Origin of the sequence: Micromonospora fluostatini (assembly GCF_050410825.1) — a bacterium.
GTDB classification, from domain to species: Bacteria; Actinomycetota; Actinomycetes; order Mycobacteriales; family Micromonosporaceae; genus Micromonospora; species Micromonospora rosaria.
This window is the reverse complement of sequence record NZ_CP191251.1, coordinates 371,387-391,925: the sequence shown is the minus strand read 5'-3', so window position 1 is coordinate 391,925 and position 20,539 is coordinate 371,387. Positions and strand designations below refer to the sequence as shown.

Below are 20,539 nucleotides of genomic sequence, written 5' to 3'. Positions count from 1 at the left end.
ATCGGCACACCTGACAAGCATTCTCATACCCGTCAGGTATGTCGCTCACCGACACCATGTCCAGGCGGGCGGGCGGCGCGAAAAGTAGCGGCAGCAGGAGCGCGTTATCCCTGGCCTGAGCGGGTATTCCGCCGCACCGCTGAACGCCTGAGGGGACGCACCCCGAACGCCTGAGGGGAAGGCACCGCCATGCTCAGCAAAGAGGACCAGCGCAGGTTCGACGCGATCACCCGCCAGTTGCGGCAGAGCGATCCGGGCTTCTTCGAACGCCTGGACCAGCGGGCCCGCTCCCGGGTCCGGCGCGGCCGGTACCTGATGTTGTTGACCATCGTGCTGTGGGCCTCGTTGCCGGCTGTCACGGTGCTCGCCGGCCGGCCGACCGGCGCCGCCTTCGCGGTGGTGCTGCTGGCCAACGCCGGGCTGCTGTGGCGGTACCGCCGTCGGCTGCTCTGACCTCACCCCTGGGGCCGCCGACGCCCGCGCCGACCCCGGTCGGTGCGGTCGGCGCCGGCGGCCCCACGACGCCGGGGCGACCCGACGCCGGGGGCGACCCGACGCCGGGGGCGACCCGGTCAGCTCCGGTCGCTGGCGACCGTTTCGGTGCCGTCGGGGTCGGTGTCGGGGTCGTCGGGTCCGCCCGCGTCGACGCCGTCGCCGGGCGGGCCACCGAAGACGCGGTACGCCCGGCGTAGCCGTTCCACCAGGCCCGGACCGCCGATCGCGGCCCCGGGCGCACCGAGCTGGCGCAACAGCAGTTCCGGCTCGGTGGCGAGGGTGGGTGGCCGGGCCGGCAGCGGCACCGGTGCCACCCAGTACCGGTCGAGGCCGTCCACCAGCGACGCCGCCGGCTGCCCGGCGAGTGCCCGGTACGCCCCGACCGCCGGCACCGCCCCGACCGCCGAGCCCGTCCCGGCCGCCGGCACCGCCCCGGATACCGGCACCATCCCGGTCACGTCCACTGTGGTCGGTCCGCCCGTCGGCGCCGGGCCGCCGGCGGCGGTCGGGTCAGCGGACGGCCGGATCGCGGCGGCTGCGGCCCGCAGGTCCCGCAGCCGGGCGAGCAGCTCGGGGCGGCTGCGTCCGCGCCAGTGCAGCAGCTCGAACGGGTCCGCGTCGAACGCCTCGGCGAGCAGGTAGAACGTGGCCGCGAGGTGCTTGCACGGGACCGCGACGTCGGGGCAGGAGCACCGCTGCGTCAGCTCGCCCACCCCGGCCGGGAAGAGGGGCGTGCCCGCCGTGGCGAACACATCCTCCAGCTCGGCGGGCAGGTCCCCGGCGAGCAGCCGGGCGCTGAAGAACGCCTGCGCGGCCAGGTCCGCCTCGATCCGCTGCCAGGTCGCCGCCGGGAACGCCGGCAGGGTGATCCGCACCTGGTACGGCTGCGGCCGGGAGCCCTGCACGGTCGCGGTGACCAGCCCCGGGGCCACGGTCAGGGCCAGCACCTGCCCGGCGCGGGCGTACGCGCGGCCCCGGGTCAGCCGGGTACCCAGCGCGAACGACTCCAGCACCTCCAGGAACCGCCGTGACCACCAGGAACTGCCGATCGTCCCCCGGGTGCTGCGGGCCCGCAGGCCGCCGTCGACCCGGCGGGGTCGGCCGTAGTCGGCGTACCGGTCGCTCACTCCACCACCACCCCGGCGTCCAGGGTGAACAGTTCCCGCAGGTGGTCGGTGGACAGCTCGGTGATCCACTGCTCGCCGCTGCCCACCACCCGGGCCGCCAGGTCGCGTTTCCCGGCGATCAGCGCGGCGACCTTCTCCTCGACCGTGCCGGCGCAGACGAACTTGCGGACCTGCACCCGGCGGCGCTGGCCGATCCGGAACGCCCGGTCGGTGGCCTGGTCCTCCACCGCCGGGTTCCACCACCGGTCCACGTGCACGACGTGGTTGGCGGCGGTGAGGGTGAGCCCGGTCCCGCCGGCCTTGAGCGAGAGGACGAAGATCGCCGGTCCGTCCGGGGACTGGAACCGGGTGACCATGGCGTCCCGGTCGGCCTTGCCCACCCCGCCGTGCAGGAACAGCACCTCCCGGCCGAACCGGGCGGACAGGTGGGCGCGGAGCATCCCCCCGAACTCGGCGTACTGGGTGAACAGCAGCGCCTTCTCCCCGGCCGCCAGCACCTCGTCGAGGATCTCCTCGAGGCGGGCCAGTTTGCCGGAGCGGCCGGGCAGCGCGGAGCCGTCGCGCAGCAGGTGCGCCGGATGGTTGCAGACCTGCTTGAGCCGGGTCATCGTGGCCAGCACCAGACCCCGGCGCTCCATCCCGTCACTGGACTCGATCTTCGCCAGCATCTCGTCGACCACCGACCGGTAGAGCGCGGCCTGCTCGGCGGTGAGGGTGCAGACCACCTCCATCTCCAGCTTCTCCGGCAGGTCGGAGATGATCGACGAGTCGGTCTTGAGCCGGCGCAGCACGAACGGGCCGGTGATCCGGCGCAGCCGGGCGGCGGTGGTCGCGTCGCCGTGCCGCTCGATCGGCACCGCGTACGACTGCTTGAAGCTCGACGCCGGGCCGAGCAGCCCCGGATTGGCGAACTGCATGATCGACCAGAGGTCGGCGAGCCGGTTCTCCACCGGCGTACCGGTGACCGCCACCCGGTGCCGGGCGGGCAGTGCCCGGACCGCCTCGGCCTGCCGGGTCGCGGCGTTCTTGATCGCCTGCGCCTCGTCCACCACCACCCGGTGCCAGTCGACACCGGCCAGGTCGACCGCGTCCCGGGCGGCCACCGCGTACGTGGTGAGGACCAGGTCGGCGTCGTGCACGGCGGCGGCGAACTCCTCGCCCCGCGCCCGCTCCGCGCCGTGGTGCACGTGCACGCGCAGGTCCGGGGTGAACCTCGCGGCCTCCCGCTGCCAGTTGCCGACCAGCGACATCGGGCAGACCAGCAGCGTCGGACCGGCCTGCGGCGGGTCCCCGGCGAGCAGGGCGAGCAGTTGCACCGTCTTGCCCAGCCCCATGTCGTCGGCGAGGATCCCGCCCAGCCCGAGGGACTGGAGGAACGCCAGCCAGGCCAGCCCGCGCCGCTGGTACGGCCGCAGCGTCCCGGTGAAGGACGGCGGCGGGTCCAGCGGGGTGAGCCGCCGTTCCGCCTCCCCGGCCAGCAGGTCACCGAGGGCCCCGTCGGCGCTGATCTCCAGTACCGGCAGGGTGTCGGCGGTGTCGGCGTCGGTGAGCCCGAGTCGCAGCAGGTCGGCGACGGTCAGCTCACCGGAGGAGCGGAGCAGGCGCAGCCCGGCGGCCAGCCGTTTCGGGTCCAGCTCGACCCACCGGCCGCGCAGCCGGACCAGTGGGGTCTTCAGCTCGGCGAGCGCCGCCAGTTCGTCGGCGGTCATCGGCTGGTCGCCGAGGGCCACCTCCCAGCGGTAGTCGACCAGGGCGTCCAGCCCGACCCCGCCGCCCGCGCCGGCGACCGTGCCCGGGGCGGTCCGGCCGCGCGCCTGGAGCCGGGCCCCGAGGCGGGCCGACGGCCGTCGCCACCAGCCGGGCAGCAGGACCCCGAAGCCGGCGGCGTGCAGCACCGGGGCGCCCTCGCGGAGGAACCGGTGCGCGCCCTCGACGTCGAGGTCCAGCCCCTGCGGGGTGGCGGTCCGCAACGCGGACTCCAGCTCGGGCCAGAGCCGGCTGGCCCGCCCCAACTCGGCCAGGAAGGTCTCCTGCGGGCTGTGCGCCCGGCCCGCCGGCCCGGTGACCGTGGTCAGGTCGCCGCCGACCGGCTCCGGCGGGGCGTGCCAGACCTGGTCGGCGTCGATGTGCAGGCCGGGCTGGTCGGCCACCTGGAGGCCGAACTCCACCCGCCAGGTCCCGCCGTCGGCCGCGACGAGCGGCCCGTCACGGTCGGCCGCGACGAGCGGCCCGTCACGGTCGGCCGCGACGAGCGGCCCGTCGGGGGCCGGCCCGGCCAGCGGGTCGGGTGGGAGATCGTCGACCGGCTCGACCAGCCGGAAGCTCGCCCGGACCGCGCCACCGGCGGCGTCCCGCTGCCAGGCTTCCAGTTCGGCCCTCAGCGCCGCGAGGGCGGCCGGCGCGGCGCTGAACTCTCCGTCGGGCCCGGTCAGCGCGGCCAGCCAGGCGGGTGCCGCGCCGCCGCGCGGGCCGCCCCGGGCCAGCCCGGCACGGTCCAGCCCGCCCCGCGTCAGCGTGGCCCGGACGGCGGCGTCGGTCAGCGCGTCCAGCGCGTCGGCGACGAGCAGCGCGGGCTCCGGCTCCCCCACCGGGTCGTCGGCCGGTACGGCGGCCCGGACAGCCGGCGGCAGGGCCAGCAGCAGCGACCGCGCCCAGGCGGCGTCGGCCCCGGTGAGCAGCGGTCGCCACACCGCCCGCGCCACCTCCCCGGCGGCACCGGAGCCCCCGGCGGCACCGGACCGGCCGGAGGCACCGGAGGCCCCGGCAGCGCCGGAGCGGGTCGGCGTGCGGGCCCGTCGGGTACCCGCCGGTTGTCGCCCCGACGGCGGGGCGGCCGCGCCGGGGTCCGGCGCGGCCACCCCCGGCAGCACCCGCCCCCGCCCGACGAGGTCCTCGGCGAACCGGGCCAGCTCCACCAGCCAGCGCAGCGTCGCACCGACCGCCCACGGCTGCTCGCCGGCTCCGACCGCCTCCGCACGGGTACCGGCCCCGGTGGTCGGCTCGGCGAGCGGGCGCAGCAGGAAGGAACGGGCGGCGGCGGGGGCGTACCGCAGCGAGGGGGCCCGCCAGGTGGCGAGGGTGACCCGACCGCGCGGCGGGTCACCCTCGGTGGTCCGGACCAGTTCCGGGGAGTCGAGCGGCACCCCGCCCCGGGTGGGCAGGGTGAGCAGCGTGCTGCCCGCCTCGGCGGACGGGGCCGCCGCCCCGGCACCCCCCGGGTCCGCAGCGAGCAGCGCGGTCAGCGTGGTGTGGTCGGCGGCGAAGGGGTGCGGGCGGTCCCGGGGCGGGCGGCCGGGGCGGCGTGGGACACGCTCCGGCGGGACGCTCTCCTCGGCCCAGACGGCGAGCCCGGCACCGGGCAGCCACACCCCGTGGACGACCAGCACCCGGCCCCCTCCGCACGACGACTGCCGAGGATATCGGGCCGGCCCGGTGTCCCGGCCGTGGGACGCGCCCGTCCGCGACGCCGGGTACGTTCTGCGTCGTGATCGATCTGCTCGTCCTCGGTGGGCTCGGTGTGGACGTCCGGGTGCGGGTGCCCGGTTTCCCGTTGCCCACCGTCGACTCCTGCACCGTCGACCCGATCGAGCTGCGGGTCGGCAACACGGGAGCCGGGGTGGCGCTCGCCGGGCACGCCCTCGGGCTGCGGGTGACCGTGGTCGACGTGCTCGGTGCGGACCCGGCCGGTGACGTGGTCCGGGCGGCCCTGGCGCGGGCCGGGGTGACGGCGGTGCTGGCCGAGGCCCCCGCCGGTACCCGACGGTCGGTGAACCTGGTCGACCCGGCCGGGCGACGGATGTCGCTCTACGATCCGCGCCCGTGGGCCGGGCCGTCGCCGTTCCCGGCGCGGGAGCTGGCCGACCTGGTGCGGCAGGCCGCCCACGTCCACGTTTCGATCATGGACTGGGCGGCGGCGTCGCTGCCCACCGTCCGCGCCGCGCTGCCCGGGGGCACCCTCGTCTCCACCGACCTGCACGACTGGGACGGCGTGGACCCGTACCACCGGCCGTTCGCGGACGCCGCCGACCTGGTGTTCGTCAGCGGGGTACGGCTGGGTGACCGGGCGGCGGCGGTCGCCGCCGGACTGGCTCCCCGGACGGTGCTGGTCACCCGGGGCGCCGACGGCGCAGACCTGTACGCCGACGGTCCGCCCGTCCGGATCCCGGCGGCCCCCGCACCGGCTCCGGTGGTGGACACCAACGGCGCCGGTGACGCCTTCGTGGCCGGGCTGGTCGCCGCCCGGTCGCGGGGCGCGGCACTGCCCGAGGCGGCCGGGTACGCGGCCCGGGTGGCCGCCACGGCCTGCACCCACGACGGCATGGAGTACCCGCCGGGACTGCTGCCGCCGCGCTGACCCGCCCCGCCGACCCGTCGCGCCGCCTGGTGGCCGGCGGGCTGATCCGCTATCCGCTGCGGGCCGGGCCGGGCCGGGGCAGGATGGGCGCATGGCTTCCACGGTGCAGATACCGCTGGTGGGTGGCACGGCCGACGGACAGACCGTCACGGTCGAGCTGGACTCGAACGGCCGCCCGCCGCTGACCCATCACCACCTGGGCGGGGAGGGGCTGGCCGGGGCCCAGATATACGAGCTGGAGTCGACGGCCGGAGCACAGGGCTGGCGGTACCGCTGGCGCACCGCCGCGAGCTGAGACAACATTCGATTTTGAATGACCATGCACAGCAGTGCATACTTTTCCCATGTCCAAGGTTCTCACCTCCCTGCCCATCGGCGAGCGCGTCGGGATCGCCTTCTCCGGAGGCCTCGACACCTCGGTCGCGGTCGCGTGGATGCGCGACAAGGGCGCCGTCCCGTGCGCCTACACCGCCGACATCGGCCAGTACGACGAGCCCGACATCGCCTCGGTGCCGGGTCGCGCCCTGGCGTACGGGGCGGAGGTCGCGCGCCTGGTCGACTGCCGCGCCGCCCTGGTCGAGGAGGGCCTGGCCGCGCTGACCTGCGGCGCCTTCCACATCCGCTCCGCCGGGCGGCCGTACTTCAACACCACGCCGCTGGGCCGGGCCGTCACCGGGACGCTGCTGGTCCGGGCGATGATCGAGGACGACGTCCAGATCTGGGGCGACGGCTCGACGTTCAAGGGCAACGACATCGAGCGGTTCTACCGCTACGGCCTGCTCGCCAACCCGCACCTGCGGATCTACAAGCCGTGGCTGGACACGGACTTCGTCACCGAGCTGGGTGGGCGTACGGAGATGTCGGAGTGGCTGCTCGCCCACGGCCTGCCGTACCGGGACAGCACCGAGAAGGCGTACTCGACCGACGCCAACATCTGGGGCGCCACCCACGAGGCCAAGACGCTGGAGCACCTGGACACCGGCATCGAGACGGTCAGCCCGATCATGGGGGTCCGGTTCTGGGACCCGTCGATCGAGATCCCCACCGAGGACGTCACCATCGGCTTCGAGCAGGGCCGGCCGGTCACGATCAACGGCAAGGAGTTCGCCAGCGCGGTGGACCTGGTGCTGGAGGCGAACGCCATCGGCGGCCGGCACGGCCTGGGCATGTCGGACCAGATCGAGAACCGGATCATCGAGGCCAAGAGCCGGGGCATCTACGAGGCCCCCGGCATGGCGCTGCTGCACGTCGCGTACGAGCGGCTGGTCAACGCGATCCACAACGAGGACACCCTGGCGAACTACCACAACGAGGGCCGGCGGCTCGGCCGGCTGATGTACGAGGGCCGGTGGCTCGACCCGCAGGCGCTCATGCTGCGCGAGTCGTTGCAGCGCTGGGTCGGTACGGCCGTCACCGGCGAGGTGACGCTGCGGCTGCGGCGGGGTGAGGACTACTCGATCCTGGACACCACCGGCCCGGCGTTCAGCTACCACCCGGACAAGCTGTCGATGGAGCGGACCGAGGACTCGGCGTTCGGGCCGGCGGACCGGATCGGCCAGCTCACCATGCGCAACCTCGACATCGCCGACTCCCGGGCGAAGCTGGAGCAGTACGCCACCCTGGGCATGGTCGGCTCCACCCCGCAGCGGCTCGTCGGCGCCGCCCAGGCGGCCTCGACCGGGCTGATCGGGGCGATGCCGCAGGGCGGCGCGGAGGCGATCGCCTCCCGGGGCATCACCTCCGAGGAGGACGAGGCCCTCGACCGCGCCGCCATGGAGGCCGGCGTCGACTGACACCGGTCCGCCCGCGCGGTCGCGCCCGGTCCCGGCCCGGAGTCGCCGTCGGCCGCGGACGCCGTCGGTCCCGGACGCCGTCAGTTGCGGACCAGGGCGCGGTTGCGGATGGTGTCGAGCACGGCCCGGGTGACCTGGGAGGTCCCCCGGGCCTGCTCGCACACCTCACTCACCCGCAGGGCGGTGGCGGCGGCCCGCGCCTCCCGCTCGTCCCACAGCCGGTCGACCTCGGCCAGCAGCGGCCCCTCCACCTCGCGGGCCACGCCCTTGAGCGCCGGCACGCCGAGTCGTTGGGCCAGGTCGAAGACCTTCCCGGCGTACGGCAGGGGCAGGAACGGGGTACCGACCATCGCGGCGAAGATCAGGAAGTGCAGGCGCATCCCCACCGCGAGGTCGAAGTGCCGCATCAGGCCGAGCACCTGCTCCGGTGCGTAGTCGCCGTGCAGGATGCGCCCCCGGTCGGCGGCGGTCATGTGCGACATCACCCCGTGGGAGTGCCGGATGTCGTCCCGCTCCATCGGGACGAAGAGCACGTACGCGTCGATCCGGTGCACCAGGAAGTCACCGATCTGGGCGAGCAGCCGGTGGTACCCGTCGACGTCCAGTCGTTCGGCGGCCCGGCCGGGCTCCCGCACGCTCATCCCGACCAGCCGGCGACCAGCCGGTACGCCCTCCTCGCGCAGGAGCTGCGTCGGAAAGTCCTCCGGTTGCAGCAGGAACGCCGGGTCGGCGGTGACCGTGATCGGATTGAGCAGCCCCGCCTCCTCCAGCACCACCCGGGACTCCTGGTCCCGGACGGTCACCTCGACCGCGCCGGAGAGGGTCTCCCGCACCATCGCGGTGTCCACCCCGTCGGTGAGCGGCCCCACCCCCACCGCGTACGTCAGCAGGGGCAACCCCCGTTCCTGGGCCGACCGGACCACCCGCATGTACCGCCGGGCCTCCCGGTCGTAGAGGATCCCGCCGCCGCCGAGGATCAGCAGGTCCAGCCCACCGAGGATCGGCGACGAGTCGACCCGGCTGACGCCCTCCCAGGGCACGGCCTCGACATCCGGATGAGCGAGCCGGGTGTGCTCCGGGTTGCGGGAGAAGACCACGATCCGCCCGTGCGGCTCCTGTGCCCGCAGGTCGGCCAGGAGACCGGTGAGGATCGCCTCGTCGCCGAGGTTGCGCCCGCCGTAGGAGCCGAGCACCCCGATGGTCAGTCCGGTGCCGTCCCTCATCCGCCCGCCCCTCCTCCGCCCGCCGTACCGGGCACGGTCTGCCGGGCTTTCCCACTGCCGGCCCCGACATGCCGCTCCGGCGCGCGGCCCTGACCGTGGCTACGGGTCGGCGACCAGGCGGGACACCAGGGCGCAGACCACCTCGTCGGGGTCGAAGCCGGCGTCGATCGAGGTGGTGAGCAGGTCGAGCAGGAGGCCGTCGACGGCGTAGTGCAGCAGCGCCACCTCGAACGCCCCGCCGGGCAGTCCGGCGGCGAGGTGGAAGGCCACGTCGTCGCGGTAGCCCCGGCGCAGGGTGTCGCCGAGGATGCGGGCGAGGTCGGGGCGGCGGGCCGCCTCCAGGCGCAGTTCGATCAGGGCCCGGGTCAGCTCGGGGTGGCGGGTGGTGCGCTCGACGATGTACCGGACGTAGTCGTTGAACAGTTCCCGCGAGGGTTCCCGGGCGCCCAGCTCGGCGAGCACCTGCTCGTCCGGGGCGAACCGTTCGATGATCCGCTCGCCGAGGGCGCCCAGCAGCGCGTCCCGGGACCGGAAGTAGTTGGACGCGGTGCCGACCGGCACCCCCGCCTCGACGTCGACGGCCCGGTGGGTCAGCCCGCGTGCGCCGGTCGCGGCCAGCACCCGCAGCCCGGCGTCCGCCAGGGCCGCGCGGCGCTGCGGATTCTTCGCCATGCCGAACACCCTAGCAATAACCACGACAGGTGTTGTACCTTCAACCACGACAGCAGTAGTGATTCGGGGAGGCTGTATGCGCAAGCTCGTGTACTACGTGGGCAGCACCATCGACGGGTTCATCGCCGGGCCGGACGGCGAGTACGACTTCTTCCCGACCGTGGGGGACCACGCGACGTACCTCAACGCGACCGTGCCCGAGACGGTCCCCACCGCGCACCGGTCGGTGCTCGGCGGCGATCCGCCGAACGCCCGGTTCGACGCGGTGGTGATGGGCCGGGGCAGCTACGACCCGGCCCGTACCGTCGGCGTCACCAGCCCCTACGCCCACCTGCGGCAGTACGTGGTCAGCCGCACCCTGCCGCCGGCCGACTACCCCGACGTGGAGATCGTCTCCGGCGACCCGCTGGCCTTCGTGCGTGACCTGAAGAGCCAGCAGGGGCGCGACATCTGGCTCTGCGGCGGCGGGAACCTCGCCGGGCAACTCCTGCCCGAGATCGACGAGCTGTTCGTCAAGCTGTACCCGTACGTCCTCGGCAGCGGCATCCCGCTGGTCGACCGGGGCTTCGACCCGCGCCGGTTCACCCTGGTCGAGGCGCGGCCGTTCGACAACGGCACGGTCGTCCTGCGGTACGCCCCCGCCGGCCCGCGACCGGCCTGACCGCGCTGCCCGTCCGGCACCCGGCCGGCGTCACCGCGCTGCCCGTCCGGGTCACGGCCGGCGTAAATCGCCTTGCCCTGGGCGGGGGCGGTCCGCGACCGTGACCGGGTGGACACCCTGACGAACGTCCGGATCGGCTGGGCCGACCTCCCGCCCCGGGTGCGGGCCGGGGTCGAGGGGATCCTCGGCGACCGGGTCGTCTCGGCGGTCTCCCAGCCCGGCGGCTTCTCCCCCGGCACCGCCGACCGGGTGGTCACCGCTGGCGGCTCGCGGGCCTTCGTCAAGGCGGTCAGCCCGGCACAGAACGAGCGCAGCGTGCTCCTGTGCCGGCGGGAGGCACGCATCGCCGCCGGGATGCCGCCGCACGCCCCGGCGCCCCGGCTGCTCGGCTGCTACGACGACGGCGACTGGGTGGCCCTGGTCCTCACCGACGTCGCCGGCCGGCACCCGGCGACCCCGTGGCGGGCCGACGAACTGGACCGGGTCCTGGCGGCGCTGGGCCGGATGGCCGGCGCGCTCACCCCCGTCCCGGTACCGCACGTGCCGACCGCCGCCGAGCACCTCCGGTACGACTTCCTCGGCTGGCGGCGGCTCGCCGACGACCCGCCCGCCGGACTCGACCCGTGGCTCCGCGGCCACCTCGGTCGACTCTGCGCGGCGGCCGAGCGGGGGTACGCCGCGCTGACCGGGGACACCCTCTGCCACGCCGACATCCGGGCGGACAACCTGCTGCTCGGCGCGGACGGCTCGGTGACGGTCGTCGACTGGCCCTGGGCGTGCCGGGGGCCGGCCTGGCTGGACACCGTCCTGCTGCTGGTGAACGTGGAGTTCCACGGCGGCCACGACACCGAGGCCCTGTTGCGCCGGACCCCGCTCACCGCCGACGTCGACCCGGACGTGGTGACCGGGGTGCTGGCCGGTATCGCCGGGTTCTTCCTCGACGGCTCCCGCCAGCCTCCGCCGCCGGGCATCCCGACGGTACGGGCGTTCCAGCGGGCCCAGGCCGACGCGGTGCTGCCCTGGGTGACCCGCCGGCTCGCCCTCGACCGCCCCTGAGCCGGCACCCGCCCCTGGGCCAGGGTCAGCCGGGAGTGCCCAGGGGATGGGTGAGGAAGGGCAGCACCACCCCGGGCAGGGCGGGCGAGGTGAGAATGTCGGCGTGGGTCAGGCCGGGCAGCACGGCCAGCCGCGACACGGGCCGGTCGGTGCCGTCCCGGCCGGCGTCCCGGCGACCCCCGCCGAGCAGGCGGTAGAACTCGGCCACATGGGTCACCGGAATGGCGTCGGCGTCGGCGTAGACCAGCAGCGTGGGGGTGTCGAGGGCGGCGACCTGGGCCGACCAGTCGTAGTCGCGGCGCAGCAGGTCGGCGCTGCGCGCCCAGAGCCGGGGCCAGTCCTGCGGCCGGGGGGCGATCCGCCGGTACACCTCGTGTGCCGGCGTGCCGCGCATCCGCTCCCCGGCCCGTTCGTCCTGGGCGACCATCGCGGCGAGCACCTCCGGGTACCAGCCTCGCTGCCGGTACGGCGTGGAGACCAGCACCAGCCGGCGGACCAGCCCGGGGTGCTGGATCGCGGTGCGCAGCGCGACCCCGCCACCGAGGGAGTACCCGAGCAGGTCCACCCCGGTCAGGTCGAGCCGGCCCAGCAGGGCCGCCACGTCGTCGGCCAGCGACTCGTACCGCAGGGGCCGGTCGACGTCGGCGGTGCGGCCGTGCCCCTGGAGGTCGACGGCGATCAGGCGACGGCGGGTGGCCAGGGCGGGCCGGATCGGGGCGAAGTCCTCCGTCGCGCCGTACCCGCCGTGCAGCAGCACCAACGGCCGGCCCGAGCCGTGCGTCTCGTACCAGAGCCGCACCCCGTTGACCTCCGCGTACGCCATGTCACCCCCTCACCGGTCGGTCAGCCGGGCGGCCCGCATCAGCAGGTACCGCTGCTCGGGCAGGCTGCTCGTGCCGGCCGCCGCCGCCCGGTAGTCGGTGCCGGCCGCCGCCCGGTCACCGGCCATCTCGTGCAGGTGGGCGCGGGCGGCGAGCAGCCGGTGGTGCCCGGCGAGCCGGCGGTCGGCGGCCAGGGTGGCGAGCGCGTCGAGGCCGACGGCCGGGCCGTGCACCATGGCCTGCGCCACCGCCCGGTTCAACGCCACCACCGGATTGTCGGTACGCCGCTCCAGCTCCCGGTAGAGGGCGAGGATCTGCGGCCAGTCGGTCGCCTCGGCGGTCGGCGCCTCGTCGTGCAGCGCGGCAATCGCCGCCTGGATCTGGTACGGCCCGACCGGACCGACCGGCAGCGCCCGGGTGACCAGGGCGACCCCCTCGGCGATCGCGGCGGCGTCCCACCGGCTGCGATCCTGCTCGGCGAGGGTGACGAGTTCGCCGGCCGGCCCGGTCCGCGCCGCGCCGCGCGCCTCGGTGAGCAGCATCAACGCGAGCAGGCCGGCCACCTCGCCGTCGTCGGGCAGCAGCGCGTGCACCGCCCGGGTGAGCCGGATCGCCTCCTCGGCGAGGTCCACCCGGCGCAGGTCGCCGCCGGAACTGCTGGCGTACCCCTCGTTGAAGATCAAATAGAGCACGTGCAGCACGGTGGCGAGCCGGCGCTCGCGGTCCCGGTCGTCGGGCATCCGGAAGGGGACGCCCGACGACCTGATCCGCTCCTTGGCCCGGCTGATCCGCTGCGCCATCGTGGCCTCGGGCACCAGGAAGGCGTGGGCGATCTCCCCCGTGGTGAGACCGCCCACCGCGCGCAGCGTCAGCGCGATGGCCGACGCCGTGGTGAGGGCCGGGTGGCAGCAGAGGAAGAGCAGGGTCAGCGTGTCGTCCCGGTCCGCCGGCCGGTCCAGGTCCGCCGGGTCGGCCCACCGCCGGTCCGCCGGCTCCCGCCGGGCCACCAGGTCCTCCCGGCGACGCCGCGCCTGCTCGCCCCGGACCAGCTCGACCATCCGCCGGTACGCGACCTGGGTCAGCCAGCCGCGCGGGTTCTCCGGCACCCCGTCGCGGGACCACTGCACGGTGGCGTCCAGCAGCGCCTCGCCGACGGCGTCCTCGGCCCTGGCGAAGTCCCCGAACCGGCGGGTGAGCACGCCGGTGACCTGCGGCGCGAGGTCGCGCAGCAGGTGTCCGACGGCGGGGTTACGGTCGGTCACTGGTCCTGCGGTGGCCCCGACATGACCGCGCGTACCTCGATCGGCATGTTCACCGGCGCCCCGCCGGGACCGGGCGCGGCCGAGATGTACGCGGCGAGTTCCACCGCCCGCTCGACGGTCTCGGTGTCGACGATCCAGTACCCGGCCAGGAACTCCTTCGTCTCGGCGAACGGCCCCTCGGTGACCACCGGCCGCCCGCCCTCGCCGGCCCGGACGATCCGCGCCTGGTCCGGCATGGCCAGCCCCTGCGCGTCGACGAACTCACCGGCGGCCATCAGCTTGCCGTTGACCTCGCCCATGAACGCGATGTGCGCCCTGATCTCCTCCGGCGTCCAGGTGTCGACCGTCGGGAACTCGGCCCCCGTCGTGTTGAACTGCATCAACAGCATGTACTTCACGTGCGTCTCCTCACGTCCGCGCACCCGTCCGGCGCGCTCACCCGGGGGTCGACGCTGCTCCGGCGGTCTCGACATCCCCGCCGACATCTTTCCGGGAAAATTTTCCGACGCTGGTCAGGCGCGGGTGGAAACGTCGGCCGGCGTGGCGTCCCGACCCCTGGCCAGCGCGGCGGCACCGCCCGGATCGAGGACCCGCCGGGCGGCGGCCACGAACTCGTCCCGCTGGCGGGCCCGCGCCCCGATCGCGGCACGATGCTCGGGCCGGCACCGTCCCGCCAGCGGCTCGCCACCCGTCCCCGCCGCCGGGGTGAGCCGACGCTGCCCGGCGTACTCCTCGTTGACGCTGCGCACCACGGCCCCGGCGGCGTCGGCGGCCGGCTCCGGCCCCGCCAGCAACACCCGGTTGTACGCCTCGTCGAGCCCGCGCAGCGCCGCGTACGGGCTGTCCACGCCGGTCCCCCGCGACCCGTCCGGCCCGACCCAGTCCCGGTCCAGTTCCCGGTACGCCTGGTCGCAGGCGGCCAGGAACCCGAGGTACGCGTCCCGCCGGTCCTGGTCCCGCCGCTGCGCCCGCTGCTCGGCGCGCTCCTCCCGGGCGGCGGTGAGCTGCCCCGCCACCTGCCGGCGCACCGTCAGCGCGGTGACCAGACCGGTGAGCCCGGCGGCGGTCAGCGTGGCAAGAGCGGTGATGAGCGCGATGGCAACGGTCTCCCCCATACCGCCCATGATCGCCGCCCCCGTCCACACGGGAGCACAGCGGCCAGCCCACGATCCGGACTAGAGTCCAGTCTCGTGGACTCTCCGCCGCCAGGCCGCACCTGGTGCCACTGCCAGAAGCAAAGTGAACAAAATCCGAGATGTTGATCTACAGCGCTCGAGGTCAAGAAGTCTCTTCCCCGCGCACGCGGGGGTGATCCGTACGAGCGGGCAGCCGAAGCGAAGGAGCGTGCCTCTTCCCCGCGCACGCGGGGGTGATCCGTACGAGCGGGCAGCCGAAGCGAAGGAGCGTGCCTCTTCCCCGCGCACGCGGGGGTGATCCCTGTCCTGCGGCGTCCCGCATGTCCGCGATCAGCTCTTCCCCGCGCACGCGGGGGTGATCCGGACTGGATCGTCGACCGCCTACGGAGCCTGCTCTCTTCCCCGCGCACGCGGGGGTGATCCCTGTTGCCCTCCTGGTAGTTCACGATCAGGCATCTCTTCCCCGCACACGCGGGGGGTGATCCGGTCGCCCGCGCGTCGGTGTTCGAGCAGACCTCCTCTTCCCCGCACACGCGGGGGTGATCCCGCGCGCACGGCGTCTCCCGCCGCCGGCAGGAACTCTTCCCCGCACACGCGGGGGTGATCCGTCCTCCGGGCGCGGGTCGACCGCGGCGTCCCGCTCTTCCCCGCACACGCGGGGGTGATCCCCTGCGCATCCGGGTACAGGTACAGGCACTCATCTCTTCCCCGCACACGCGGGGGTGATCCCCACGCCGCCTCACGCGGGATGATCTTCTCCCCTCTTCCCCGCGCACGCGGGGGTGATCCGCTCGGACGGTGAGCCGCCGACCAGGTAGACGCCTCTTCCCCGCGCACGCGGGGGTGATCCCCCGAGATCCCCTGTTAGGGCAGGCTTCGTGATCTCTTCCCCGCGCACGCGCCGACGACACCGCCAACGTGGCGTTTTCGCTTCCGACCGCGCCCCTCTCCCGCGCACGGGGGGGGTGATCCGTTCAGTGCCAAGCAGAACTAGGCTCGGCAGCGACCCGGCACTCAGTCAAGCGCCCGGACGAGGACGTCCATCGACGGTCCCCACGGAGCGGAGATCCGTGTCACCTGCCGCCAACCTGCACGGGAGTACATCTCTCGGACCGGCGCACGGGGATCTGCGGCAAGCATTGCCCAGGGCTCAGGGCGACCAGCGAGAAGCCGCGTCATCAGCCCAGCCCCCACCCCTTGGCCCTGCTCGTCCGGGACGACAAACCACTCCATCAAGGCGAACTTGTCCGCATCGAGAAGGTGCGCCGGAGGCTCCTGTTCGGTACTTGACCACCACTGGCCGGCGGCCATCCGCAACCCGTATGCCGCACCGATCAGTACCCCGTTTCGCTCCGCACTGATCAGCGTGAAACCGGGCCGCGCCGCCTCGTTCGGCAGCAGTGAAGCGAAGCGGGATACCTGCTCCGGCCCCTCTTCGTACGGCGGCTCGGCGTACACCCGCGCGTACATCTCGACCAGTTTAGGGAAGTGAACCGGGGCGGTGCTCCCGTCATGCCTGGTGTAAATAACGCCCACGTAGATCGCCGCCCCACTCTCCTCAGACAAGAAAGTTCCTCCTGCTACCGACCTGCAAGTCTGAAGCCGTTGCAGGCCGGAACCCATCAGCCCGCCCCAGTTCGTGCGCGTCGGCAGCAACCGGGAACGCTGCTGCTACCTCTACTTTGCTCTGCCGAACTCGGCGTACCTCACTTCGCCCTGGTCCAGCGCGTCCAATGCCGAACGCAGCCGCCGCGCCATGGAGGGCCGAAGCAGCGGTACGGCGTCCTCGTATCGAAGGAGCCTGACACCGGTCAGTTCCGGATCGGTAGGCGCGAGGCTCGTCGCCGTCTGCTCGTCAAGCTGACCACCATCGAAGATGAACATGATCCCGTCAGGCCAGACGCCATGACCTGGTATCCAGTCGACCACCAGCAGCCGCATAGCGGGCAGCTCCAGGCCGGTCTCCTCCCGGACTTCGCGGCGACAGGCCTCCCGGGGTGACTCGTCGGCCTCGGCGATCCCGCCGGGTATGTCGAGGAACGGCTTGTAGCCGGGGACCACGAAAAGCACCTGACCGGCATCATCCCGGAGGAGGGCTCCCTCGCGACGCGCTTGCGTGGCAACCGGCTCGCGATACCCCGGTGGAACTCCTGCTCCGGCTCACCCTCGGCGAGCATGTCCTCAGCCAGCGCCACATGCCCACCTTACTGAGACCCAGCCGGCTTCTCACCCCTCCAGAAGCAGACCCACTCACCGCTCGAACTTCCTCTGCGAAGTCGGACCGGCAACCGACTCCACTGCTGTGACGGCATACGACGCCACCTGCTCGACTCGCCGTTCAGAAGCTCTGCCCGGGAAATTTGACGGCCCCGTAGATCCGTCTGCGCGACTGGTCCGTGGTGCCGTTCCAGAGCAGCCGCAGCACGGCTGGGGCTTCGTCAGGCTTCCATAGCTCGACCCAGCAGGTTACCGGTGTGGCTGGCGAACATCGTTTTCGCTACACGCGGGACTGATCCGATCTTCTAGTGCCTCGTCATGCAGCCTTTAACGGGTAATCCGGGTGGCGGATCTTGGAGCCGGTGGCGAATCCGGTCTTGGGTCGGGCGCGTTGGTTGCGCCAGCGGATGTAGTCGCCGAGGGCGGCGTCCTGCTCGGCGTGGGTGCGATGGTCGGTGCCGTTGAGGGCGAAGTACCGCACGGCGGCGAACTCGGCCTCGATCCAGTTCAGCCACGAGGCATACGTGGGTAGGAACACCAGGTCGACGCGGTTGGCGGCGCACCAGGCGCGGACCTCGGGGTGCTTGTGCGGCGAGAAGTTGTCCAGGATGAGATACAGCTTCTGGTCGGGCCAGCGGGCGCGCAGGGTCTTGAGGAAGGCCAGGAACTCCCGCCAGCGTTTGCGGTCGCGGATGCGGTAGTGCAGCTTGCCGGTAGCCAGGTCCAGGGCGGCGATCATGTGCCGTACGCCCTGGTCGCGGGTGTAGGTGGCCCGTAGTCGCACCGGGTGTGCGACGGGTCGCCAGGCCCGTCCGGGGCGGGGTTGCAGATTCAACGGCCCGAACTCGTCAACGCAGAGCACCCTGCCGTCGGAGGGTGGATGGTCGTAGAGGTCCAGAATCCGGCGCATCTTCGAGGTGAAGTCGGGGTCGGTGCTGGCCTTCCACGTCTTGGTGGCCTGCCACGTCACCCCGCGTTCGTGCAGGACACGGCGCACGGTCTCGACGCTGATCGTCGTGACATAGCCGGCGGCGGTGAGGTAGTCGCGCAGCTTGGCCAACGACCAGCAGGAGAACGGTTGGCCGAGGAAGCGGGGGTCGCACCGGGCGATGACACAGATCCAGTCGCGGGTCTGCTCATCGATCCGTCTCGGTGCGCCCCCGCTCCATTTTGGGGACAGGGCGTCGAACCCCCGCTCGTTGAACGCGTGGATCACATCGCGCACGTAGTCGTCGGTCACCGTCAGCAGGTGGGCGATGTCCGGGGCTGGCTGCCCCTGGGCGGACATCAGCACCACGATCGCCCGCCGCAGCTTCACCGGGTCCCTTGCGGTCCTGGTGATCTTCTGCAACCGCTGACCCTCGGCCATCGACACCTGTCGGACGAACACCTCCGGCCGTCTGCCCACCGGCCATCACCTCCCATCACGAGTGCTGGGAGACAGCCTGCCCGATCCATCCTCAGAAACCGACGGATTACCCGTTCGACGTTCCAAGACGAGGCACTAGCAGACCATCACAGCTAAACTTGCCCCTTCCCCGCACAGGCGGGGGTGATCCCGGCGGGTCGGTCAGCAGCATCGGCCGCTGGCACTCTTCCCCGCGAAGGCGGGGGTGATCCCGTGTTGGTGACGACCGTGGCCGCGCGACTGATCCCTTCCCTGTGCACACAGGGGTCAATTCCTAACGGGACGAGCTGAGCGCGGACTCTGTTGCAGAGACCTTGGAAGATTGCGGCCCCTCTCTGGGCCACCTTCTTCCAAGGTCTCCAGAGCCGTCAGCCGATCCCCGCACGACAGGGCACAAGGAGACAGCTTCCCTGTTGTCGCAGTACAGCGAGACGACTTCTTCCCCTTGGTCCACTCCGGCGTCACGCCTGGCGACCGTGCCGGGACCCGTGTCCGATAGGCGTTCCCTCTGCGCTGGTCCACTCGTACATGCGGTTGTCCCGATGGAACGCCAGGATGTCGATACGGGACAGCGTCACGGCGACCGGATCTGCGTCGACCTCTGCCAAAGCAGCAACGATCGGTTCGGCAGGCCTTTCCCCGTTCGAGTACGCCACGCTGACGTGCGGGCGAAAGCCCTGCACCGGGTCCGCCTCGACTCGGCCAGCACCAAGCACCTCGGCGACGGCTCGGCGGAGGGCAGATCGAACCGCCGCGACCGGCGCTGCCGGCTCCGCCGGCAGGTACACGGCCTCCGGCCGGACGACGGGACGATGGAAGGTCACCGTAGGCGCGGGCAGCTCGGCCAAGCAGGCGTCCAGATGCAGTCTCAGGTCCCGAAGCTGCACGTCGCTCACCTCGTCTACGAATCCGATTCCCTGCGTGGTCAGGTGCAGCCACTGCGCGGGGATGAGGTCGAGCCCGGGAACGCCGCTCAACGCCGACTGGTAGCGCGCCACCAGATCCACCAACGCGGGGTGATCTGCCAACGTGAAGTGACAGGCGTAGAAGTGCCGGCCGACGCGCCAGCCGGGCCGCCACCACCAGTGGTCCCGCATACGGCTGACATGCTCGATGGTCACGACCCTGCCCTCAGATGTCCGACAGCCCGACAGTGCCCTCGGGGCCCTGCGAGATGTCGTAGTCGTCGATGATCTCGATGCGGTCGGCCGCCCAGACCGATTCGGAGACTTCGAGAAGCGTGTCGTCCGCCGCTCGCGCCACGTGGACGAGGTGCACCACTCCCGTCGCGGAGGCGAGGTGAAGGGCGTCGACTTCGGCGGAGGTCGGCATCCTCCACTGCCACCGGTCGCGAGCCCGCGCGTACCGCTTGCCGCTCAGTTCCTCGACGCAGAGGAACAGCGCCTGGGGCACCACCACCGGCTCTTCGAGGAAGGTGTCTCCGGCGATGGACACCGGCAGGTAGCTGGCACCCAGCTCACACGGCTTACCGGTTTGCCGGTCGAAGAGGACACGCCGCCGGACCACCATCTCGGTGCCGGGCGGCAGTCCGGCGGGAAGCGCCACATGCTCCGGCAGCTCGCCGCGCCCGGCGTACACGATCTCGTGACGCAGGTGGGCCGTCAGCAGTGCCCGGTCGTCACGGGCTCGGCCGTAGCGGTGCCTCGATCTCCGCTGTAGCCGACGGTGCGCGCTGACGAATGTGCCGACGCCATGCCGAGACTCGACAAGACCCTCACTCCGCAGGAGCCCGATGGCGTTACGCATCGTCTGGAGAGACAGGGTCGGGAAGAGCCGACGAAATCGTTCGAGCAGGACCGATTCGGCCGGTAGCCGTGCTCCCGGCTCGTAGGTGCCGCTCTTGATCTGCTCTCGCAGCTCATCGGCGATGCGTTGATACTTGGGCGCCTTGCCGCCAAGTTGATCACTCATCAGGACCTCCCCGCCCGCCAGCATAGTCCTCTAGAGGACTTGACGCATAGAGCGACCGCGCCCTACTGTCCATTCAACTCCTTTAGAGGACTAGTTGACGTGGTGAGGTTGGCGTGGGCATCACTGGCAGGCATGGATCGGTGGGTCGGCTGTCCGCTGCGCTTCGGCTGGCAGCCAGGTGGCAATGGCGGGGAGCCTGCTGGCGTCGACGTCATCGGGCGGTCGACACCGGACGGGCTGGTCAGGAGGCGGAGTTTCGGGCGGCACAGCGGCGCATCCTCGATGAGGCCGAGCGGCAGCGCGGTACGCCCGAGGGCGGGCGGCACCGGTGGTACGACGGGCCGACCCGGCTCGTCCCGCTCGCCCAGCGGCGCGCTCCCCT

General features: G+C 72.9%; 19 protein-coding genes and 1 CRISPR repeat array. Of the genes, 6 read left to right on the top strand and 13 right to left on the bottom strand.

Annotated features, from left to right (window positions below; translation table 11 throughout):
* Positions 1–189 precede the first annotated feature (189 nt).
* Positions 190–453, top strand: coding sequence for a DUF3040 domain-containing protein (locus ACQUFX_RS01765; protein ID WP_067366688.1), 264 nt, complete (start codon positions 190–192; stop codon positions 451–453).
* Between the two features lie 119 nt (positions 454–572).
* Here ACQUFX_RS01765 and ACQUFX_RS01760 read toward each other — a convergent pair whose 3' ends face one another.
* On the bottom strand, positions 573–1,622 hold the full coding sequence (locus tag ACQUFX_RS01760) for an SWIM zinc finger family protein (RefSeq protein WP_428964306.1): 1,050 nt from the start codon (positions 1,620–1,622) through the stop codon (positions 573–575).
* Entirely contained in the window at positions 1,619–5,008 is a 3,390-nt protein-coding gene (locus tag ACQUFX_RS01755) for an SNF2-related protein (RefSeq protein ID WP_428964305.1), read from the bottom strand. The genes ACQUFX_RS01760 and ACQUFX_RS01755 overlap by 4 nt, the downstream gene beginning before the upstream one ends.
* A gap of 98 nt (positions 5,009–5,106) precedes the next feature.
* Between ACQUFX_RS01755 and ACQUFX_RS01750 the strand changes: the two genes are divergently transcribed.
* The 3 genes from ACQUFX_RS01750 to argG all read left to right on the top strand — a co-directional run bounded on the left by ACQUFX_RS01750 (position 5,107) and on the right by argG (position 7,769).
* On the top strand, positions 5,107–5,976 hold the full coding sequence (locus ACQUFX_RS01750) for a carbohydrate kinase family protein (RefSeq protein WP_428964304.1): 870 nt from the start codon (positions 5,107–5,109) through the stop codon (positions 5,974–5,976).
* Positions 5,977–6,067: 91 nt separating this feature from the next.
* Positions 6,068–6,271 (top strand): hypothetical protein, encoded by a 204-nt coding sequence (locus ACQUFX_RS01745; protein ID WP_428964303.1) that lies wholly within the window; start codon positions 6,068–6,070, stop codon positions 6,269–6,271.
* Positions 6,272–6,320: 49 nt separating this feature from the next.
* Positions 6,321–7,769, top strand: a complete 1,449-nt coding sequence (gene argG, locus ACQUFX_RS01740; protein ID WP_067366677.1) for an argininosuccinate synthase — start codon at positions 6,321–6,323, stop codon at positions 7,767–7,769.
* Between the two features lie 80 nt (positions 7,770–7,849).
* Here the strand turns inward: argG and ACQUFX_RS01735 are convergent, their stop codons facing one another.
* Both ACQUFX_RS01735 and ACQUFX_RS01730 read right to left on the bottom strand, forming a co-directional pair.
* A complete protein-coding gene (locus ACQUFX_RS01735) occupies positions 7,850–8,992 on the bottom strand; it encodes a polysaccharide pyruvyl transferase family protein (protein ID WP_428964302.1) in 1,143 nt (380 codons plus the stop codon).
* Positions 8,993–9,091: 99 nt separating this feature from the next.
* Positions 9,092–9,664, bottom strand: a complete 573-nt coding sequence (locus ACQUFX_RS01730; RefSeq protein ID WP_428964301.1) for a TetR/AcrR family transcriptional regulator — start codon at positions 9,662–9,664, stop codon at positions 9,092–9,094.
* A gap of 76 nt (positions 9,665–9,740) precedes the next feature.
* Between ACQUFX_RS01730 and ACQUFX_RS01725 the strand changes: the two genes are divergently transcribed.
* Together ACQUFX_RS01725 and ACQUFX_RS01720 are read left to right on the top strand one after the other, a co-directional pair.
* A complete protein-coding gene (locus ACQUFX_RS01725; protein ID WP_428964300.1) occupies positions 9,741–10,325 on the top strand; it encodes a dihydrofolate reductase family protein in 585 nt (194 codons plus the stop codon).
* Between the two features lie 108 nt (positions 10,326–10,433).
* On the top strand, positions 10,434–11,381 hold the full coding sequence (locus ACQUFX_RS01720) for an aminoglycoside phosphotransferase family protein (RefSeq protein WP_428964299.1): 948 nt from the start codon (positions 10,434–10,436) through the stop codon (positions 11,379–11,381).
* A gap of 25 nt (positions 11,382–11,406) precedes the next feature.
* On the opposite strand, the gene ACQUFX_RS01715 is transcribed toward ACQUFX_RS01720, so the two are convergent.
* From ACQUFX_RS01715 to ACQUFX_RS01675, 9 genes are all read right to left on the bottom strand, one after another.
* Positions 11,407–12,204 carry an alpha/beta fold hydrolase gene (locus ACQUFX_RS01715; protein WP_428964298.1) on the bottom strand — a complete coding sequence of 266 codons (798 nt, stop codon included), beginning with the start codon at positions 12,202–12,204 and terminating at the stop codon, positions 11,407–11,409.
* Positions 12,205–12,213: 9 nt separating this feature from the next.
* On the bottom strand, positions 12,214–13,464 hold the full coding sequence (locus ACQUFX_RS01710; RefSeq protein ID WP_428964297.1) for an RNA polymerase sigma factor: 1,251 nt from the start codon (positions 13,462–13,464) through the stop codon (positions 12,214–12,216).
* Entirely contained in the window at positions 13,461–13,853 is a 393-nt protein-coding gene (locus tag ACQUFX_RS01705) for a YciI family protein (protein ID WP_428966826.1), read from the bottom strand. Before ACQUFX_RS01705 ends, ACQUFX_RS01710 begins: the two co-directional genes overlap by 4 nt.
* Positions 13,854–13,976: 123 nt before the next feature.
* Entirely contained in the window at positions 13,977–14,579 is a 603-nt protein-coding gene (locus ACQUFX_RS01700; RefSeq protein ID WP_428964296.1) for a hypothetical protein, read from the bottom strand.
* A 538-nt stretch (positions 14,580–15,117) separates the two neighbouring features.
* Positions 15,118–15,450: a CRISPR direct-repeat array (repeat unit 28 nt; unit sequence CTCTTCCCCGCGCACGCGGGGGTGATCC).
* 164 nt (positions 15,451–15,614) lie between these two features.
* On the bottom strand, positions 15,615–16,166 hold the full coding sequence (locus ACQUFX_RS01695; protein WP_428964295.1) for a GNAT family N-acetyltransferase: 552 nt from the start codon (positions 16,164–16,166) through the stop codon (positions 15,615–15,617).
* A gap of 111 nt (positions 16,167–16,277) precedes the next feature.
* On the bottom strand, positions 16,278–16,670 hold the full coding sequence (locus tag ACQUFX_RS01690; RefSeq protein WP_428964294.1) for an NUDIX domain-containing protein: 393 nt from the start codon (positions 16,668–16,670) through the stop codon (positions 16,278–16,280).
* A gap of 463 nt (positions 16,671–17,133) precedes the next feature.
* On the bottom strand, positions 17,134–18,225 hold the full coding sequence (locus ACQUFX_RS01685; RefSeq protein ID WP_428964293.1) for an IS630 family transposase: 1,092 nt from the start codon (positions 18,223–18,225) through the stop codon (positions 17,134–17,136).
* 461 nt (positions 18,226–18,686) lie between these two features.
* Entirely contained in the window at positions 18,687–19,346 is a 660-nt protein-coding gene (locus tag ACQUFX_RS01680; RefSeq protein ID WP_428964292.1) for a 2'-5' RNA ligase family protein, read from the bottom strand.
* A 10-nt stretch (positions 19,347–19,356) separates the two neighbouring features.
* A complete protein-coding gene (locus ACQUFX_RS01675) occupies positions 19,357–20,157 on the bottom strand; it encodes a GntR family transcriptional regulator (RefSeq protein ID WP_428964291.1) in 801 nt (266 codons plus the stop codon).
* Positions 20,158–20,539 lie beyond the last annotated feature (382 nt).

What these genes read in the sequence shown, in the direction of transcription:
- ACQUFX_RS01675 (WP_428964291.1), bottom strand. Translation starts at nt 20,157, where the DNA reads ATGAGTGATCAACTTGGCGGCAAGGCGCCCAAGTATCAACGCATCGCC.
- ACQUFX_RS01730 (WP_428964301.1), bottom strand. Translation starts at nt 9,664, where the DNA reads ATGGCGAAGAATCCGCAGCGCCGCGCGGCCCTGGCGGACGCCGGGCTG.
- ACQUFX_RS01765 (WP_067366688.1), top strand. Translation starts at nt 190, where the DNA reads ATGCTCAGCAAAGAGGACCAGCGCAGGTTCGACGCGATCACCCGCCAG.
- ACQUFX_RS01745 (WP_428964303.1), top strand. Translation starts at nt 6,068, where the DNA reads ATGGCTTCCACGGTGCAGATACCGCTGGTGGGTGGCACGGCCGACGGA.
- ACQUFX_RS01705 (WP_428966826.1), bottom strand. Translation starts at nt 13,853, where the DNA reads ATGCTGTTGATGCAGTTCAACACGACGGGGGCCGAGTTCCCGACGGTC.
- ACQUFX_RS01725 (WP_428964300.1), top strand. Translation starts at nt 9,741, where the DNA reads ATGCGCAAGCTCGTGTACTACGTGGGCAGCACCATCGACGGGTTCATC.
- ACQUFX_RS01735 (WP_428964302.1), bottom strand. Translation starts at nt 8,992, where the DNA reads ATGAGGGACGGCACCGGACTGACCATCGGGGTGCTCGGCTCCTACGGC.
- ACQUFX_RS01700 (WP_428964296.1), bottom strand. Translation starts at nt 14,579, where the DNA reads ATGGGGGAGACCGTTGCCATCGCGCTCATCACCGCTCTTGCCACGCTG.
- ACQUFX_RS01715 (WP_428964298.1), bottom strand. Translation starts at nt 12,204, where the DNA reads ATGGCGTACGCGGAGGTCAACGGGGTGCGGCTCTGGTACGAGACGCAC.
- argG (WP_067366677.1), top strand. Translation starts at nt 6,321, where the DNA reads ATGTCCAAGGTTCTCACCTCCCTGCCCATCGGCGAGCGCGTCGGGATC.